This window comes from uncultured Deefgea sp., from assembly GCF_947072475.1.
Taxonomy (GTDB): Bacteria; Pseudomonadota; Gammaproteobacteria; order Burkholderiales; family Chitinibacteraceae; genus Deefgea.
This window is the reverse complement of the sequence record NZ_CAMTIA010000009.1, coordinates 61,606-79,282: the sequence shown is the minus strand read 5'-3', so window position 1 is coordinate 79,282 and position 17,677 is coordinate 61,606. Positions and strand designations below refer to the sequence as shown.

Genomic DNA, 17,677 nt, shown 5'->3' with positions numbered 1-17,677 from the left:
GGTATGCCGCTACAGGGCAACCGCAGGCCATGGCTTCGAGCAATACCAAGCCAAAGGTGTCGGTTTTGCTCGGGAACACAAACACATCGGCGCTGCTATACACTTCGGCCAATTCAGCTTGATTGAGTACGCCTAACCAATGAATGTTTTTTTGTTCGCCAAATTTGGATTTAAGTCCTGCGGCGGCAGGGCCATCGCCGACCACCCATTTGCTGCCGGGTAAGTCTAATTCTAAAAAGGCTTCGACATTTTTTTCTACGGCAACGCGGCCAACGTAAACAAAAATCGGCGTGCGCGAATGCAGTTTGTCGCGCCGGCCGGGTTTGAATACCTCTAAATCCACGCCGCGCGACCACATGACGACGTTTTTAATGCCGCGTTCGGTGAGGTCTTTCACCACCACTTGCGTGGGGGCCATTACCGCTTGTGCGGCGTTATGAAAACGGCGTAGCCAAGCGTAGGTCACGCCCAATGGAATGCCAAAACGCAGCTGTACGTATTCTGGAAAGCGCGAGTGATATGCCGTGGTGTAAGGCAGTTGATGCTTTAAGCTGTAGGCGCGAGCCGCCATGCCGAGTGGCCCTTCAGTGGCAATGTGAATCGCGTCGGGGGCAAAGTCGCGAATGCGTTGCTTGACTTTGCTACCCGGTAAAATCGATAGGCGAATATCGGGATACGTCGGGCAAGGAATGGTTTTAAATTCCAAAGGCGTGAGTAGCTCGACGGTGTGGCCCATTTTTTTTAGCTCAGCCGTGGTTTGTTTTAGGGTACGCACCACGCCATTGACTTGCGGCTCCCAAGCGTCGGTGACGATTAAAATCTTCATGCTTTGCTTCCTTATTGAGTAAAAAAGATGCGGTTAGTGAGACGTGGTTGGATTGGTGTTGGCGCTTGGGCGTGCGGTGATGAAAGGGTGGTCGGTGTTGTTTGTATATAATTTGCTGATTTCAGCGTGCGCTTCGGCGTATTTTTTTTGCCAGTAGATGATTTTGAGCTCGCCATTGGGCATTTCGACTAAGGCGCTCAGGCTCTCAACCCAGTCGCCATCGTTGCAGTATTCAATGCCGTCGATATTGCGGATTTCGGCATGATGGATATGCCCACAAATCACGCCATCCAGGCCGCGTTTTTTGGCTTCATTGGCTAGCGCGTGCTCAAAGTCATCAACAAAATGCACCGCTTTTTTGACTTTGTGTTTGAGGTATTGCGATAAAGACCAATAGCTAAAACCCAAGCGCGCACGCAAATGATTGAACCAGCGATTGAGCTTGAGCGTGATTTCGTAAGCATGATCGCCCACCATGGCCAGCCAGCGCGCGCATTGAATGACGCCATCAAATTGATCGCCATGAATCACCAAAAAGCGCTTGCCGTTGGCCATGGTATGAATAACTTCGTTTTCGATGCGGATGTCGCCAAAGAGTAGGCCGATAAATTGCCGTGCACCGGCGTCATGGTTGCCGGGGATGTAGGTGACTTGCGTGCCTTTGCGTGCTTTACGCAGGATTTTTTGAATCACATCATTGTGGCTTTGTTGCCAATACCAGCTGCGCTGCATGGCCCAGCCGTCAATAATGTCGCCGACTAGATATAATTGCTCCGATTCGGTGTGCTTTAAGAAATCTAAGAGATAATCGGCTTGGCAGCCGGCGGTGCCCAAATGCAGGTCGGAAATCCAGATGCTACGAAAACGCAGTTCAGATGCCATGAGGTGCACTCCGCTGAGGGTTCGTGAATCATCATGCGGATCAAATATGACAATAGTGCGACGGAAAAATGAAGCTAATAAGACGTTTTATTTTCAAGCGAGCTATTTGTTTTTGAGTTTTTAATTAATTTTCAAGAAAGATACTGTAATGAATCAGGCAAAAGAGCGCCCCGATACGCCGTGTGTCGCGGTATGCTCAACGGGAATGGGCGATGATGTTTGCCAAGGTTGTCAGCGCACCATGCTGGAAGTGGCGCATTGGGTGATGCTGAGCGACGCTGAAAAAGAGCCGATCTGGCAGCGTTTAGAACAATATTGGGCCGATAAGGGGCAGGTGCCGCCTTGGCAGTTGCGCGGTAAGTGACGTTTTTTTACGACGTTGTGCCGTTGTCAGTCCGGTTTTACAGTCAGCGGTGTGGGTCTGTCTCTGAGTCGGGATACGATGCGCTCTTGGGTCGTCAACTTAAAATCAAAAAGGCGTTAGCGCCAAAAATAGCGTAAGGGATGCAGGATGCAAAACGGTAAGTTACGACAATGGAAAAAAGACTTTGGCTTTATTGAGATCGCCAGTGGCGAGCGATACTTTGTACATATCAGCACCCTAAAGCGCGGCGGCATTCATCAGCCGCGCTTTGGCGACACGATTTATTTTACTTTAGGTAAAGACAAGCAAGGCCGCGCTCGGGCGCAAATGGCGGCCAGCAGTGCTGAGCAATTATTAAAAATCCAAGCTCGACGTGAGGCTAAGGCGGTTGAGGCTAAGACGGCGCGCTTTGATTGGGTGGATTATTTGGCGATGGGCTTATTGCCGATCACCTTGCTCTTGGTGTTGTTGTCGCCGCTGCGGTGGGTGTTGTTGTCGCTATTTGTGGTGATGAGTGCAATTAGTTTTGCGCTGTATGCGTTAGATAAAGCTCAGGCGACACGGGGTGGGTGGCGAGTGCCTGAGGCGGTGCTGCATTTTGTGGCGACGTTAGGTGGTTGGCCTGGGGCATGGTTTGCACAGCAGTTTTGTCGACATAAAACCCAAAAAGGTTTTTTCCGGATCATATTTGTAGTGAGTATGCTGGTGAGTGTGCTGGGTTTGGGTGAGCTAATGATCTCGAGTGTGGCGCCATGGTTTGGTTAAAAAACCGTAGGTGAGCGATAAAAATTGCTTCTAAATCGCTTCTATATAAGGGCATGCCGTGGCTTGATAGGCAGAAGTTACGTGGGTTAGTCTTGTTTTGTATTAAGTTATGGTGAATATATTTTGTAAATAATAACAAAACATATTTACAAATTTATTGGGTATATCTGCCAATCCTTTTATTTTATTGGGGTTGATGGGTATACCCAATTTATTTTTATTTTAAATTATTGATTTTTGTTTAGATTTGTAAGGAATAGGGGAAGATCTGTAGTTTGTTATTTCTGACTACATCTTAGGATTGAGCCTTATTTTGCTGCGTTGGGATGTTGGATATGACTGGTAGTAGTTCTATGGCGACGGACCGAACGGTTAAACTTGTTCAATTGGCGCAGAGGCTCGATATCAGCCCTGATTTTGTATTGCAAACCGTCGGCTCGGCATGGTCTGTACGTCATGAAAATGAGTACCCTTTAGCGCCTCTCTCTAATCTTAATGTATTGCCTCGTGCGGTTTTTTCGGGATTCATTGGCAGTTTGCAAGTGCAAAGCCCATTGCGGCGGGCCATTACCGCGGCCTATCGACTTAGCGAAGCACAATGTTTGCCGCGTTTAATTGCTCAGGCCGTAGCGACACCGCAGCAAGCCCTTCAAATCCAAGCATTAGGACAAAAACTGGTTACGGCCTTGCGCGCTAAAGGCAGCGGCAATGGCGTTGAGAGCTTGATTCATGAGTTTTCATTGTCGAGTCAAGAAGGCGTGGCTTTAATGTGTTTGGCTGAAGCTTTGCTGCGGATTCCGGATACGGCAACGCGTGATGTTTTGATTCGCGACAAATTGAGTGGCGGTGATTGGCAGTCTCATTTAGGCCAGTCATCGTCACTTTTTGTGAATGCCGCCAGCTGGGGTTTGATGCTCACTGGTAAATTGGTCTCTCTGAAAAGTGAGGCCAGTTTGGCGCAAAGTTTAACGCGGTTGATTGCGCAAGGCAGTGAACCCTTGATTCGTAAAGCGATGGATAGCGCGATGCGAATGATGGGCGGGCAGTTTGTCTGTGGTGAAACCATTGCTGCAGCGTTGAAGATTAGCCGCACCGCACAGGCGCGTGGATTTCGTTACTCTTACGATATGCTGGGCGAGGCGGCGACCACCGCCGATGATGCTCAGCGTTATTATGCCGCGTATGAAGCCGCCATTCATGCCATTGGCAACGCGTCAGCAGGGCGCGGTGTTTATGACGGCCCTGGGATCTCGATTAAGCTTTCGGCATTGCATCCGCGTTATTCACGTGCGCAGTTAGATTGCGTTCGCGCTGAATTATTGCCACGATTAATTCAATTGGCCTGTTTGGCGTGTCAGTACGATATTGGCCTGAACATTGATGCCGAAGAGGCTGATCGTTTGGATATTTCGCTCGATTTGTTGGAGGCGCTGTGTTTTGAGCCGCGCCTTGCGGCTTGGAAAGGCATCGGTTTTGTGATTCAGGCTTACCAAAAGCGCGCGCCGTGGGTGATTGATTTTGTGATTGATCTGGCGCAGCGCAGCGGCCATCGTTTGATGGTTCGTCTAGTGAAAGGCGCGTATTGGGATAGTGAAATCAAGCGTGCACAAGTGGATGGTTTGGTCGATTACCCCGTCTATACGCGCAAAATCTATACTGATGTGGCGTATCTGGCTTGCGCCAAACAGCTGCTTGCCGCGCCTGAGGCGATTTATCCGCAATTTGCGACACATAACGCACAAACGTTGGCCAGTATTTATCACTTTGCGGGGGCTGATTATCAGCCCGATCAGTATGAGTTTCAGTGTTTGCACGGCATGGGCGAATCGCTTTATGACGAAGTGGTTGGTGCCCATCAATTGGCGCGGCCTTGTCGGATTTATGCGCCCGTTGGCAGTCATGAAACGCTATTGGCGTATTTGGTGCGACGGTTATTAGAAAATGGCGCTAATAGCTCATTTGTGAATCAAATCGCGGATGAAGGTATTTCAATTACTGATTTGCTGGCTGACCCCGTCTGCGCCGCCAAATCGATACACCCCTTGTATTCATCACATGATCGCATTGCCTTGCCGAGCAAAATGTTTGGCAAAGAACGCCAGAATTCGCGGGGTTTAGATTTGTCGAACGAATCTGAATTACATCAATTGGCATTGAGTTTATTGGCGAGCACTTTGAGTGAGTGGCATGCTGAGCCGATATTGGCAGAAACGGTGTTGAACGATATGACGATGCGATTGCCGGTTCTCAATCCCGCCGATCATCGTGATGTGGTGGGGTATGCGCTCGAGGCCACAGAAGAGCACGTTGAGCAGGCTTTTGGCTGGGCTTTGGCGCAGTCTAGGCAGTATGCGCACTTTAGTGTGGCTGAGCGTGTCGCTTGTTTGCAGCGCGCCGCCGATTTACTTGAAACCAGAATGCCAATTTTATTGGGATTGATTGTTCGCGAAGCGGGTAAATCATTGCCCAATGCGATTGCCGAAGTGCGTGAGGCGGTTGATTTTTTACGCTATTACGCGGCGCAAATTGATTGCAATTTTAGTGCGACGACGCACCGCGGTCTGGGTATCGTGGTGTGTATTAGCCCGTGGAATTTTCCATTGGCTATTTTTATGGGGCAAATCGCTGCCGCATTGGCTGCGGGTAATTTGGTGTTGGCTAAACCTGCCGAACAAACGCCATTGATCGCCGCTGAAGCGGTACGAATCTTGCATGAGGCCGGCATTCCCCGTGCGGCTTTGCAATTTTTACTCGGGTCTGGCGAAACGGTGGGCGCGGCATTGATTCGTGATCCACGTTGTAGTGCGGTGATGTTTACCGGATCGACGGCCGTGGCTCAGTTGATCGCCCAGAGTTTGGCTTTACGTCTGGACGTGAATGGCAAGAGCATCCCATTGATTGCCGAAACGGGCGGACAAAACTGCATGATTGTCGATTCATCCGCGCAATTGGAGCAGGTTGTGGCGGATGTGTTGCTATCGGCGTTTGATTCGGCAGGGCAGCGTTGTTCTGCTTTGCGTGTGGTGTGCGTGCAAGTTGATATTGCCGAGCGTTTTACGCAGATGCTTAAGGGGGCGATGCAAGAATTACGCGTGGGTCGTCCGGATACTTTGTCGGTTGATGTTGGGCCGGTGATTGATGCTGAGGCTCAGCGTAATATCGAACAGCATATTCATGCTTTTGTGGCGCTAGGAACCAAGGTCACCCAGCTTCCCTTGCCGAAAGGGTGTCAGCAGGGCTCGTTTGTTGCGCCCACTCTGATTGAAATCGAGCAGTTGTCCCAATTAAAGCATGAGGTGTTTGGGCCGGTGCTGCATCTGCTGACTTATCATCGTGATGATTTGCCGTCATTGCTTAGGCAAATTAATCACACCGGTTATGGTTTGACCTTTGGGGTGCATAGTCGAATAGACGAAACCATTGATCAGGTGGTATCGCAGGTTCAGGCCGGCAATGTGTATGTGAATCGCAATGTCGTGGGGGCCGTGGTTGGCGTGCAGCCGTTTGGTGGCGAGGGTTTGTCGGGTACTGGGCCTAAAGCCGGCGGTCCTTTGTATTTGCAGCGGTTGCTCAGTAAGTCGGTTGCGGTCACTTTGCTTGGTAATGTGGATGCCATCGCCGCATTGAATCAATACCGAGACAGCTTGCTGAAAAATCATCATGCCAGCGCAGCGTCGCGTTGCGGGCGTTATTTGCAGCCGTTTGTTGTTGCCTCGTATTTGGAGTTGCCCGGCCCAACGGGCGAGCTGAATCAATACTTGATGCACCCGCGCGGACTGGTTTGGTGTATTTGCGAAACGCTACTGGGCGCTCAGGCGCAATGGGCCGCGGTTTTACTCACCGGCAATCGGGCCGTATTGAGTGCGACCGATGCGGCTTACGCTTTGCGGGCTTCATTATCCGAAAGTATGCAGGAAAATATACTCATTCTTGATGCCGAGAGCATTGAGTCGCGATCATTTGCTGCGGTGTTGTTTGAGGGTGAGCACGAAGCTTTACGAGCATTGAATCAAGCGCTGGCACAAAGAAAGGGGCCGATTGTTCAGGCGCAAGGCTTGTCGAGTGCCGCTCTAGCTAGTGATAAAGATTATGATTTGTCTCGCTTATTGGCGGAGCGTTCGATCAGTGTTAACACGGCGGCAGCGGGTGGAAATGCTTGTTTGATGACTTCAATATAAGGCGATTTAAGTCTTGAGTTAACTTAGATTGGGTTCTCGTTTGGTTTTGATATCTGAGCGAGGGTTTGTTGTGTGCATTGCCTTTGGCAGGAAGGAGTTCGTTTTGATTATTGCAAATACACCAACCTTGGTGACGTTTACGGTTTATTTGATTGGTATGCTGGCGATTGGTTGGATGGGGTACCGTGCCACGAATAATTTATCCGATTACATTTTAGGTGGCCGTAGTTTAGGTAGCTTTGTGACGGCGTTGTCTGCTGGCGCGTCCGATATGAGTGGCTGGCTGTTAATGGGTTTGCCAGGCGCTATATTTTTGGTGGGTTTGTCTGAAGCTTGGATCGCTGTGGGTTTGTTGATTGGGGCGTATTTGAACTGGCGCTTTGTCGCTGCTAGGCTGCGAGCGTATACCGAGCAATGCGGTAATGCATTGACTTTGCCGGACTATCTGAGTAATCGCTTTGAAGATAAAAGCCATATGTTGCGAATTGTGACGGCTTTGGTCATTTTGGTGTTCTTTACTTTGTACTGTGCTTCGGGTGTGGTTGCTGGGGCGAGACTATTTGAGAATATGTTTGGTTTGTCGTATGAAACTGCCTTGTGGGTTGGTGCGGCGGCAACGATTTCGTATGTGTTGATCGGTGGCTTTTTGGCCGTGAGTTGGACCGATACGATTCAAGCTTCATTAATGATTACCGCGCTGATTTTAGTGCCGATGATGGTGGTTTATTCTGAAGGTGGCTTTTCAGTTGGGGTCGAGCATATTGCGATGATGAGTCCCAAGCATCTGGATATTTGGGGGTCTTTGGATGCGGTGGCGCTGATTTCCTTGTTGGCTTGGGGTTTGGGTTATTTTGGTCAGCCGCATATTTTGGTGCGATTTATGGCTGCTGAGTCGGTGGACGTGATTCCACAGGCGCGACGCATTAGCATGACGTGGATGTTTTTGTGTTTATTGGGTGCGGTTGGCGTGGGGTTTTTTGGTTTTGCTTATTTTGCACAAAACCCAGCCTTGGCTGCAGGCGTGAATGCGCAACCAGAAACGGTATTTATTGAGCTGGCGAAGCAATTATTTAACCCGTGGTTGGCGGGTTTATTTCTGGCGTCGATTTTGGCCGCCGTTATGAGTACTTTGTCATGTCAGTTGTTGGTTTGCTCGAGTGCGTTGACGGAAGATATTTATAAAAGCTTTTTGCGTAAACAGGCTTCACAAAAAGAATTGGTGTGGTTTGGACGTGCGATGGTATTGCTGATTGCTTTGGTGGCGATTGGTTTAGCATCCAATCCGAATAGCCAAGTATTAAAGATGGTGAGTTATGCTTGGGCTGGTTTCGGCGCCGCATTTGGGCCAGTGATTATCTTGTCTTTATTGTGGCAAGGTATGACGCGTAATGGGGCTTTGGCAGGGATTGTCGTTGGTGCGCTAACGGTGTTGGTTTGGAAGCAATATGCTTGGTTCGGTTTGTATGAAATTGTTCCGGGTTTTGTGTTTTCGGCTTTGGCGGTGGTCTTGGTGAGTAAACTAGGCCAGCCGGTTTCGGCAGAAATACGTGCGGGTTTTGCTGCGGTGAATGCCATTATGCGGCAAAGTCGTAATGGTGCTTGATATTAAAGTAAAAAATAAATTGCAGTAAGAAAGCGGCCCGTTGGCCGCTTTTTTGTTTGCTTGAGGCTTATGAGTAATTAATTGCTGGGGTTTGATATTCTGCTTTTTAAAAACAGCGGCACTTTGGCAGCGACTTGTTTATTGATTTGCACAAGGAGTTCAGTGTCGATGTGCTGGCAGTCATGTTGCTGGCGCAGTGTTTTTAATAGGTGCGTGATGAGTGCGACGGTGACTTCGGCGTCGGCTTCGGCCCTGTGTGCATTGCCGCTAAAGCGAATATTGAGCGCTTTGGCTAGTTCGCCCAGTTTGTGGCTGTGCATTTGCGGTAGCACTCGGCGCGACAGTAGGAGCGAGCAAACCAGCTGTGAATGGCGTGGTGTCAGGCCAAGGTGTTGGCTTTCGGCGAGTAGGAATTTTTGGTCAAAGCTGGCGTTGTGTGCCGCTAGCGCATCGTTGCCGATAAAGTCGATCAGCGCCGGTACGATCTCGCGGGCTTTGGGGGCGGTGTTGACCATGGCCTGCGTGATGCCGGTGATTTGGGTAATCTCGCGCGGAATGCGCACGCCGCAATTGACCAGCGACACTAATTTATCCACTACCTTGCCGTTGACGACGCGCAGCGCGGCCACTTCGGTAATGCGTGCGCCCATCGCAGGCGATAGGCCGGTGGTTTCAAAGTCTAAAACCACGAGAGGGGTATTGAGCATGAAGTCCTTGGTCGGTGCTGACTGAATTAATGTGGAATCAATGTGGGGTGAGTGGGTATATGCCTGCGATTATTGATTGTATTAATTTGCAGGCATATACCTATACCTGCTTATTGGAATAAGCCAAGGTGACGGCGAATGCCGGCAAGGTAGATGGCAGGATCGGGCTGCGTTTGATTGCGCTGCGCTTGCCAGATCATTTCAGCTAGACAGTCGAGCATGATGTGTAGTGCTTTATGCGCGTCGCCTTGTTGCTGATGCAATTGTTGGTACAGTTGGCGCACGCCAGCGGGTTGATCGATCGAGAGTTGCTCGGCAAGGGCCAGATGCAGGCTCAGATGTAAAAATGGGTTGGTGTCGCCATGCTCGGGCGGCCAGTCGTGATCAAGATAATCAATGCTTAAATAGCTGTGGTATTCCGGGTGCGCCATCAATACATCAACCAGTACCGCTTCTAAGTCGGCGAGCGTTTGGTTTTGTTGGTGTTTTTGCCAGGTTTGAATAAAAAAACGGCGCGCTTCATCGCGGCTGGGATTAAATAACATAGCGTCGATCTGGGTCTTTGGTTGGCCATCGCAAAGCAGGCGTGGCGACAAGGCTTAACCGGCGGTTTGTCGCTTGCGGCCAATCGGCTTGGATTAATTGCTTTGCAGAGTGGTTTGGGTTTTGCAGGCTGGTTTAGTCAAAAAGAGCAACGACCACGCTATTGTCAACGATTTGATTGCTTTTGGCGAGCGGTACAATCTGGCCATTGCCATAAAATCCAGCAAACGGTACGCCCGGTAAGGCGCTACGAATCACCGACCAATCGGGATCGTGTAAACCATTGCCGGCAATGACTCGGCGGTGTCCTGAGATGACTAATGCCCATTTGGGTTGCGGTTTTTCCGCTAAGTGCTGCATCAGTTGCAGTCCTAGATCATGACTGGCCGATTGACTGTCAAAGTGCCCCCAACACAATTGCATCGAGGGTGGTGCAGCTTGGGCGAGCATGACCGATTGCTTGCGCTCATCCACGCCAATCACTGGAATCCATGTGGTGGCGGTGCCGTCGTTAATTCCCGCCATCAGATGATGTAAAGGATGCTGATTGAGCCAAGGTTTGAGTGTGAGATAGGCGGGTTGCTGCTCAAGGCTGTCGAGCATCAGCCCGTTGCTGGCGGTGATGGTGTAAAACGGGCTGAGTGCTTGAAAGCCTTGTGAGACGATGATGTCTCGAGGGGATAGTGGCGTTTGGATCAATCCGGTGTGCGGCCGACCTTGTTGCCAGATGGCGTAAGCGCCTTGTCCGGTGGCGTCCCCGGCAATGCCGCCAAAGCGCCGACCACCTTGATTGAGCCACTGCGAATTGATGGCGTTGGGGGCGGCCAGTGAAAAATAATCGCTACTGCTCGGGCGATGCATTTGCGCGGGCAACACCAAGGCGGCGGCGGCGGGGGCGTCGAGCGACCAGTCTTGATCGCTAAATACACCTGCGGCACTGGTGCCAAAAATATCAAAGCTGCCAGTGACTTGTGTGACCGCCCGTAAGCAATTGCGAATATCGTGTTGAAAGTGCATCGATAAAAACAAATAAATTGAGCCCGCTTGGCTGAGTCCACCGCGCGCCATCGCGGCGCTAACAGCAGCAATCGCCACTTGCGGCGTGGGCCGTGGGCCATGGGCGTAGCCACTGGCGATGTGCATAGGTGGTCCTTGGTGGCGATATGGGTAGAGGCGGAGTTTAAATCCGGCGACAATACACGCAATCAGAATAAACGAGTAAGCCATGCAAAGTATTTATGATTTTTCTGTCACAACGTTGTCAGGGCAAGTGCTGCCGATGGCGGATTTTCGTGGGCAGGTGTTGCTGATTGTGAATGTGGCTAGTGCCTGTGGGTTGACGCCGCAATATGCCGATTTGCAGCAGCTTTATCAGCAGTACCGTGAGCGCGGTTTGCAGGTGTTGGGCTTTCCGTGTAATCAGTTTGGCGGGCAAGAGCCCGGTGGCGCGACCGAGATTGCTCAGTTTTGCCAATTGCGCTTTGCGGTTGATTTTCCGATGTTTGCCAAGGTTGCAGTGAATGGTGCTCGGGCGGAACCCTTGTTTGCTTACTTAAAACAACAACAAGCCGGATTTTTGCATTTAGGCCGGATTCATTGGAATTTCACCAAGTTTTTAGTCGATCGCGAAGGGCGCGTGGTAGGTAGATTTGCGCCGTATCAAAAAGTCGGCGCTTTGGTGGCGCAAGTTGAAAGTTTACTTTGAATTAAGTGGCTAGCGCACGGATTGGCATTGATGGGAAAGGGCTTTTAGGGTAGAATTCGGCCAATTTTGTATGTGTGAAACGGGGTGGGGCAACCTTATCCCGTTTTTCTACGCCTACGCCACCGATTTTGACTTATTGGGCGCAATGCCCTGGAGCCGCCCCGTGTCTACGACAGTTCCCACGCCCGCCGCTAGCCCTGCCATTTTGGCCCTTGCCGATGGCACTATTTTTCATGGTATTTCTATTGGTTCTGAGGGTGAAACCCTTGGTGAGGTGGTGTTTAACACCTCAATGACGGGTTATCAAGAGATCTTAACCGATCCTTCCTATACCAAGCAGATTGTGACGCTGACTTATCCGCACGTCGGTAATTATGGGGTCAATACAGAGGATGCTGAAAGCAGCGCTGTTTTTGCTGAAGGCTTGATTATTCGTGATTTGCCCCTGCTGCATTCTAACTTTCGCGCAACAATGAGCTTGGGGGAGTATCTCAAGCAAAACAACGTTGTGGCTATTGCCGATATCGATACCCGCAAGTTAACGCGCATTTTGCGTGAGAAAGGCGCACAGCCTGGCTGCATTATGACTGGCGAAAACATTGACGAAGCCGCCGCCATCGCCAAAGCCAAATCGTTTGGCTCGATGGCCGGGCAAGACTTAGCCAAAGTGGTGTCGTGCGAGAAAGCCTTTGAGTGGACGGCTGCCGAGTGGAAGCTGGGTGTGGGATATACCGTGCAATCGAATCCACGGTTTCATGTGGTCGCTTACGACTACGGTGTGAAATACAATATTTTACGCATGTTGGCAGAGCGCGGTTGCAAGCTGACAGTCGTTCCGGCACAAACGTCGGCAGCTGATGTGTTGGCGCTTAATCCCGACGGCGTATTCTTGTCGAACGGTCCTGGCGACCCTGAGCCATGCGATTACGCCATCAGCGCGATTCAAACTTTATTGGCGAAAAAACTGCCGATCTTTGGTATTTGCTTGGGTCATCAATTGCTGGGTCTGGCTGCTGGCGGTAAAACCAGCAAAATGAAATTCGGCCATCACGGTGCCAACCATCCGGTGCAAGATTTGGATAGCAAGCATGTGATGATTACCAGTCAAAACCATGGCTTTCAAGTGGATGAAACCAGTTTGCCAGCCAATGTGCGTGTGACACATCGCTCGTTGTTTGACGGTACGGTGCAAGGGATTGAGTTGACCGATACGCCGGCATTCTCGTTCCAAGGTCACCCTGAGGCGAGCCCAGGCCCGCACGATGTGGCGTACTTGTTTGATAAGTTCATTGCGCAAATGGCAGAGCGTCAGGCTTAAGTTGGCCGTGCTGAATAAGCCTGCTCAATCGAACTGATTAATCCACGTAGTTAATAAAGGAGCGAGGTTTGCGTGAATCAATGTTGAGGTGAAAACCACCGTTGAGATCCGCAAGCCCGAACAGAATAATGCCAAAACGTACCGACCTAAAAAGCATATTGATTATTGGCGCTGGCCCGATTGTAATCGGCCAAGCGTGTGAATTTGACTACTCTGGCGCGCAAGCTTGTAAAGCGCTGCGCGAAGAGGGTTACAAAGTCATTTTGGTGAACAGCAACCCTGCCACCATCATGACCGACCCGAATATGGCCGATGTGACTTACATCGAGCCGATTACATGGCAAGTGGTAGAAAAAATCATCGACAAAGAGCGCCCAGATGCGATCTTGCCGACGATGGGCGGCCAAACGGCGCTCAATTGTGCCCTCGATTTGTGGCACCACGGCGTATTGGATAAATACAACGTTGAATTGATTGGTGCAACGCCAGAAGCGATTGATAAAGCGGAAGATCGTCAAAAGTTTAAAGTGGCGATGGATAAAATCGGCTTGGGTTCGGCCAATTCAGGCGTTGCACACAGCATCGAAGAAGCTTTGGCGGTGCAGTTGCAAGTCGGCTTCCCGACGATTATTCGTCCGTCGTTCACGATGGGTGGCTCGGGCGGTGGTATTGCCTACAATATGCAAGAATTTATCGAGATCTGTACTCGCGGTCTTGATCTCTCGCCAACCAAAGAATTGCTGATTGAAGAATCGCTCTTGGGTTGGAAAGAATATGAGATGGAAGTGGTTCGTGATAAGAACGACAACTGCATCATCATCTGCTCGATTGAAAACTTAGACCCAATGGGTGTACATACCGGTGACTCGATCACGGTTGCGCCAGCACAAACGCTGACCGACAAAGAATACCAAATCATGCGTAATGCATCGATTGCGGTATTGCGTGAAATCGGCGTGGATACGGGCGGCTCGAACGTGCAATTCTCGGTTAATCCTGCCGATGGCCGTTTGATCGTGATCGAAATGAACCCACGTGTTTCGCGCTCAAGCGCGTTGGCGTCAAAAGCAACGGGTTTCCCGATTGCTAAAGTCGCCGCTAAATTGGCCGTGGGTTATACCCTCGATGAGCTTAAAAACGAAATTACTGGCGGCAAAACGCCAGCGTCGTTTGAGCCTTCGATCGATTACGTTGTGACTAAAATCCCACGTTTTGCGTTCGAGAAATTCCCGCAAGCCAATGATCGCCTAACGACACAAATGAAGTCGGTGGGTGAAGTGATGGCCATTGGCCGCACCCAACAAGAATCATTGCAAAAAGCCTTGCGCGGTCTTGAAACCGGCATGTCGGGCTTTGACGAAATTTGTACTGATCGCGCGAAGATTGAGTCAGAAATCGCCACGCCAGGTCCAGAGCGCCTGTGGTATGTGGCGGACGCTTTCCGCGTTGGCTTGAGCTTGGACGAAGTTCACAATATTTCGAAGATCGATCCGTGGTTCTTGGTGCAAATTGAAGATTTGCTCAATGATGAAGCCGCCTTGCGTGGTCGTTCAGTGGATAGCCTGACTAAAGCTGAATTCCGTAAATTGAAACGCAAAGGTTTCTCGGATCGTCGTTTGGGTACTTTGCTCGGTTGCGATCAAAATGCGGTGCGTAAAGCACGCCATGCATTTGGTGTTCGCCCAGTGTATAAGCGTGTAGATACTTGTGCCGCTGAGTTTGCGAGCGATACGGCGTATATGTATTCGACTTACGAAGAAGAGTGCGAAGCAGCGCCGACGGATAAAAAGAAAATCATGATTCTGGGTGGTGGCCCAAATCGGATTGGTCAAGGGATCGAGTTTGATTATTGCTGCGTGCATGCCGCACTCGCTTTGAGCGAAGATGGTTATGAAACCATCATGGTTAATTGCAATCCTGAAACGGTTTCTACCGATTACGATACCTCTGATCGTTTATATTTCGAGCCGCTCACGCTGGAAGACGTGTTGGAAATCGTTGCGGTTGAAAAACCAGTCGGCGTGATCGTGCAGTATGGTGGCCAAACGCCATTGAAATTGGCGCGCGCATTGGAAGCGAATGGCGTGCCGATTATCGGTACTAGCCCAGATATGATCGACGCCGCCGAAGATCGCGAGCGTTTCCAAAAGCTTCTACAAGACTTGCAGCTGCGTCAACCGCCAAACGCCACAGCGCGTAATGAGCAAGATGCGCTGCATTTGGCGCGTGAACTCGGATACCCGCTGGTGGTTCGCCCATCGTATGTATTGGGTGGTCGTGCGATGGAAGTGGTTCATTCGGATAAAGATCTTGAGCGCTATATGCGTGAAGCGGTAAAAGTATCGAATGATTCTCCGGTGCTACTGGATCGTTTCTTGAACGACGCGATTGAAGTGGATGTGGATGCGATTTCGGATGGTACTGATGTCATCATCGGCGGCATCATGGAACATATTGAGCAAGCGGGTGTTCATTCCGGCGACTCAGCATGCTCATTGCCACCGTATTCACTCTCTAAAGAGTTGCAAGACGAGTTGCGTCGCCAAACGGTATTGATGGCCAAAGGCTTGAACGTGATTGGCTTGATGAATGTGCAGTTTGCAATTCAAGGCAAGGGCGATGAGGCCAAGGTCTTTGTGCTGGAAGTGAATCCACGTGCTTCACGTACCGTGCCTTACGTATCAAAAGCCACCAGCGTAGCCTTGGCGAAAGTCGCTGCGCGCTGTATGGTGGGCCAATCTTTGGTGTCGCAAGGCGTGACGGTCGAGGTGATTCCACCGTACTACTCGGTGAAAGAAGCGGTATTCCCATTCGCAAAATTCCCGGGTGTGGATTCAATCCTCGGGCCAGAAATGAAATCAACCGGCGAAGTAATGGGCGTAGGTACGACTTTTGCTGAAGCATTTGTGAAGTCGCAATTGGCGGCCGGTGTGGTATTGCCGACACAAGGTAGCGTGTTTATTTCGGTGCGCGAAGGGGATAAACCTGCAGCGATTGAATGCGCAACAATTTTGGCCAAACTTGGCTTTAAAGTGCTGGCAACAAAGGGTACTGCTGCTGCGATTGCTGCCGCTGGTGTGGCGGTGACTGCTGTCAACAAGGTGACTGAAGGTCGTCCGCATGTGGTGGATATGATTGTCAATGGCCAAGTTGGCATGATTTTTAATACTGTTGATGAGCGTCGTCAGGCGATTCAAGATAGCTATTCGATTCGTCATGAAGCACTGAAAGCCAAGTTGCCGGTATTCACGACCATTGCGGGTGCAAAAGCTGCCTGCGTGGGGATTCGTGATATGAAGGAATTGAACGTATATAGTTTGCAAGACTTGCATCTGCAGTTAAATAACTGATAACGTATTGCACTTCAAGTGAAGCCGCCGTTCCAGATTGGGATGGCGGCTCTTGTTTTTATTGGTGGTGGCGATGTCATTACTAAGTGGAGAAAAAGTATGGTTAAGGTCCCACTCACAGTGGTTGGTGCTGAAAGACTTAAAGTTGAGTTGGCGCATTTAAAAAGTGTAGAACGTCCTTCCGTGATTGCTGCGATTGCTGAGGCACGCTCGCATGGCGATTTGTCAGAAAATGCTGAATACGATGCGGCAAAAGAAAAGCAAGGCTTTGTCGAAGGGCGTATTGCTGAATTGGAAGCTAAGTTGTCCAATGGACAAATTATCAATCCAAAAGATTTGGAAGAAACCGCCGAAGGTCGCATTGTATTTGGCGCGACGATTTTGTTGCAAGATCTGGATACCGAAGCCGAAGTGACTTACCAGATCGTTGGTGAAGATGAGGCGGATATTAAAGCGGGTAAGATCTCGGTATCTAGCCCGATTGCACGTGCTTTGATCGGTAAATATGCCGAAGATGTTGCCGAGGTGATGGCGCCGGGTGGTATTCGTGAGTATGAAATTTTAGCGGTACAATACCTCTAAACTACGCGGAGATAGGGTGGGTATATGTGTGAGGCTTATTGCACACCGATGCGCCATTCATATACGTTATGGCTAATGGACTAAAGAATGTACTGACCACCCTTTGGATTGGTGGGATGTGGATTATCGGCATGGTCGTTGCGCCCGCCTTATTCACGAGTTTAGATAAAGCCGTTGCCGGCATGGTGGCAGGGAAGTTGTTTTATGTCATTGGCTGGATCGGGATTGTCGCGGGGGTGTTTTTGGCCGTCTGGCAGATTTGGTTTAATGGCTTAAGTGCGTTTAAAAGTCTGCGTTTGTGGCTGATCTTGAGTATGCTGCTGTGTACGCTGATTAATCAGTTTGCAATTTTTCCGCTGATCGCCGAATTAAAGCCCGTGGTCAGTAATGCGGCAGAGGGTATGTTTGGCGGCGGCTTGGCGCAGTGGCATACGATTTCAAGTTTGATTTATTTAATGCAGAGCATTTTTGGCCTAGTGTATATATGGTCTAGCGAGCATTAAAAAAAAGGGCGGCTAAGCCGCCCCTGTTTTATTTTGCTACCTTTTTTGGCTTAGGCAGTAAGATTTTTGGCTTGTCAGTATTGCTTGGGCGGAAAATAAGCAGCAGTTTACCTAAGTGTTGCACTGGGCAAGCACCAAGATCGGCACAGATTTTTTCCATAAATTGAACCCGCGCTTCACGATCGTCGCCCAGTACGCGAACCTTGATTAGTTCGTGCGCATCTAAATTGATCGCAATTTCGCGCATCACAGCTTCGGTCAAGCCAGAGCTACCAATCATCACGACCGGATTGAGATGGTGCGCTAAGCTGCGCAAATGTCGGCATTGATCTGCAGTGAGTTGTAGCATGA

General features: G+C 50.1%; 15 protein-coding genes. 9 read left to right on the top strand and 6 right to left on the bottom strand.

Annotated elements, in window-relative coordinates:
* Nucleotides 1-826 (bottom strand): glycosyltransferase family 1 protein (locus Q0V82_RS05295; protein ID WP_297573260.1); only part of this gene is annotated, 826 nt, incomplete at its 3' end.
* A 33-nt stretch (nt 827-859) separates the two neighbouring features.
* On the bottom strand, nt 860-1,708 hold the full coding sequence (locus tag Q0V82_RS05290) for a UDP-2,3-diacylglucosamine diphosphatase (protein WP_297573257.1): 849 nt from the start codon (nt 1,706-1,708) through the stop codon (nt 860-862).
* 148 nt (nt 1,709-1,856) lie between these two features.
* Between Q0V82_RS05290 and Q0V82_RS05285 the strand changes: the two genes are divergently transcribed.
* The 4 genes from Q0V82_RS05285 to putP all read left to right on the top strand — a co-directional run bounded on the left by Q0V82_RS05285 (nt 1,857) and on the right by putP (nt 8,618).
* Nucleotides 1,857-2,072, top strand: a complete 216-nt coding sequence (locus Q0V82_RS05285; protein WP_221022711.1) for a DUF1289 domain-containing protein — start codon at nt 1,857-1,859, stop codon at nt 2,070-2,072.
* Nucleotides 2,073-2,219: 147 nt separating this feature from the next.
* Nucleotides 2,220-2,837, top strand: coding sequence for a DUF1294 domain-containing protein (locus Q0V82_RS05280; protein ID WP_297573254.1), 618 nt, complete (start codon nt 2,220-2,222; stop codon nt 2,835-2,837).
* 335 nt (nt 2,838-3,172) lie between these two features.
* Nucleotides 3,173-7,015, top strand: a complete 3,843-nt coding sequence (gene putA / locus Q0V82_RS05275; protein ID WP_297573251.1) for a trifunctional transcriptional regulator/proline dehydrogenase/L-glutamate gamma-semialdehyde dehydrogenase — start codon at nt 3,173-3,175, stop codon at nt 7,013-7,015.
* A gap of 109 nt (nt 7,016-7,124) precedes the next feature.
* Entirely contained in the window at nt 7,125-8,618 is a 1,494-nt protein-coding gene (gene putP, locus Q0V82_RS05270; RefSeq protein WP_297573265.1) for a sodium/proline symporter PutP, read from the top strand.
* Nucleotides 8,619-8,695: 77 nt separating this feature from the next.
* Here putP and Q0V82_RS05265 read toward each other — a convergent pair whose 3' ends face one another.
* The 3 genes from Q0V82_RS05265 to Q0V82_RS05255 form a co-directional block, all read right to left on the bottom strand.
* Entirely contained in the window at nt 8,696-9,325 is a 630-nt protein-coding gene (locus Q0V82_RS05265) for a PolC-type DNA polymerase III (RefSeq protein ID WP_297573249.1), read from the bottom strand.
* Between the two features lie 110 nt (nt 9,326-9,435).
* Nucleotides 9,436-9,870, bottom strand: coding sequence for a DUF1841 family protein (locus tag Q0V82_RS05260; protein ID WP_297573247.1), 435 nt, complete (start codon nt 9,868-9,870; stop codon nt 9,436-9,438).
* 133 nt (nt 9,871-10,003) lie between these two features.
* Nucleotides 10,004-11,011 carry an FIST N-terminal domain-containing protein gene (locus tag Q0V82_RS05255; protein WP_297573245.1) on the bottom strand — a complete coding sequence of 336 codons (1,008 nt, stop codon included), beginning with the start codon at nt 11,009-11,011 and terminating at the stop codon, nt 10,004-10,006.
* An 82-nt stretch (nt 11,012-11,093) separates the two neighbouring features.
* Between Q0V82_RS05255 and Q0V82_RS05250 the strand changes: the two genes are divergently transcribed.
* The 5 genes from Q0V82_RS05250 to Q0V82_RS05230 all read left to right on the top strand — a co-directional run bounded on the left by Q0V82_RS05250 (nt 11,094) and on the right by Q0V82_RS05230 (nt 17,326).
* Nucleotides 11,094-11,573: a glutathione peroxidase gene (locus Q0V82_RS05250; protein ID WP_297573242.1), complete on the top strand. Its 480-nt coding sequence runs from the start codon at nt 11,094-11,096 to the stop codon at nt 11,571-11,573.
* A gap of 163 nt (nt 11,574-11,736) precedes the next feature.
* Complete coding sequence (carA, locus tag Q0V82_RS05245) at nt 11,737-12,891, top strand: glutamine-hydrolyzing carbamoyl-phosphate synthase small subunit (protein WP_297573239.1); 1,155 nt, start codon at nt 11,737-11,739, stop codon at nt 12,889-12,891.
* Between the two features lie 128 nt (nt 12,892-13,019).
* Nucleotides 13,020-16,241 carry a carbamoyl-phosphate synthase large subunit gene (gene carB / locus Q0V82_RS05240; protein WP_297573235.1) on the top strand — a complete coding sequence of 1,074 codons (3,222 nt, stop codon included), beginning with the start codon at nt 13,020-13,022 and terminating at the stop codon, nt 16,239-16,241.
* Nucleotides 16,242-16,340: 99 nt separating this feature from the next.
* Nucleotides 16,341-16,823: a transcription elongation factor GreA gene (gene greA, locus Q0V82_RS05235; protein ID WP_297573233.1), complete on the top strand. Its 483-nt coding sequence runs from the start codon at nt 16,341-16,343 to the stop codon at nt 16,821-16,823.
* A gap of 68 nt (nt 16,824-16,891) precedes the next feature.
* Nucleotides 16,892-17,326 carry a DUF4149 domain-containing protein gene (locus Q0V82_RS05230; protein WP_226763169.1) on the top strand — a complete coding sequence of 145 codons (435 nt, stop codon included), beginning with the start codon at nt 16,892-16,894 and terminating at the stop codon, nt 17,324-17,326.
* Between the two features lie 28 nt (nt 17,327-17,354).
* On the opposite strand, the gene yhbY is transcribed toward Q0V82_RS05230, so the two are convergent.
* Entirely contained in the window at nt 17,355-17,675 is a 321-nt protein-coding gene (yhbY, locus tag Q0V82_RS05225) for a ribosome assembly RNA-binding protein YhbY (RefSeq protein WP_297573227.1), read from the bottom strand.
* Nucleotides 17,676-17,677: the final 2 nt, after the last annotated feature.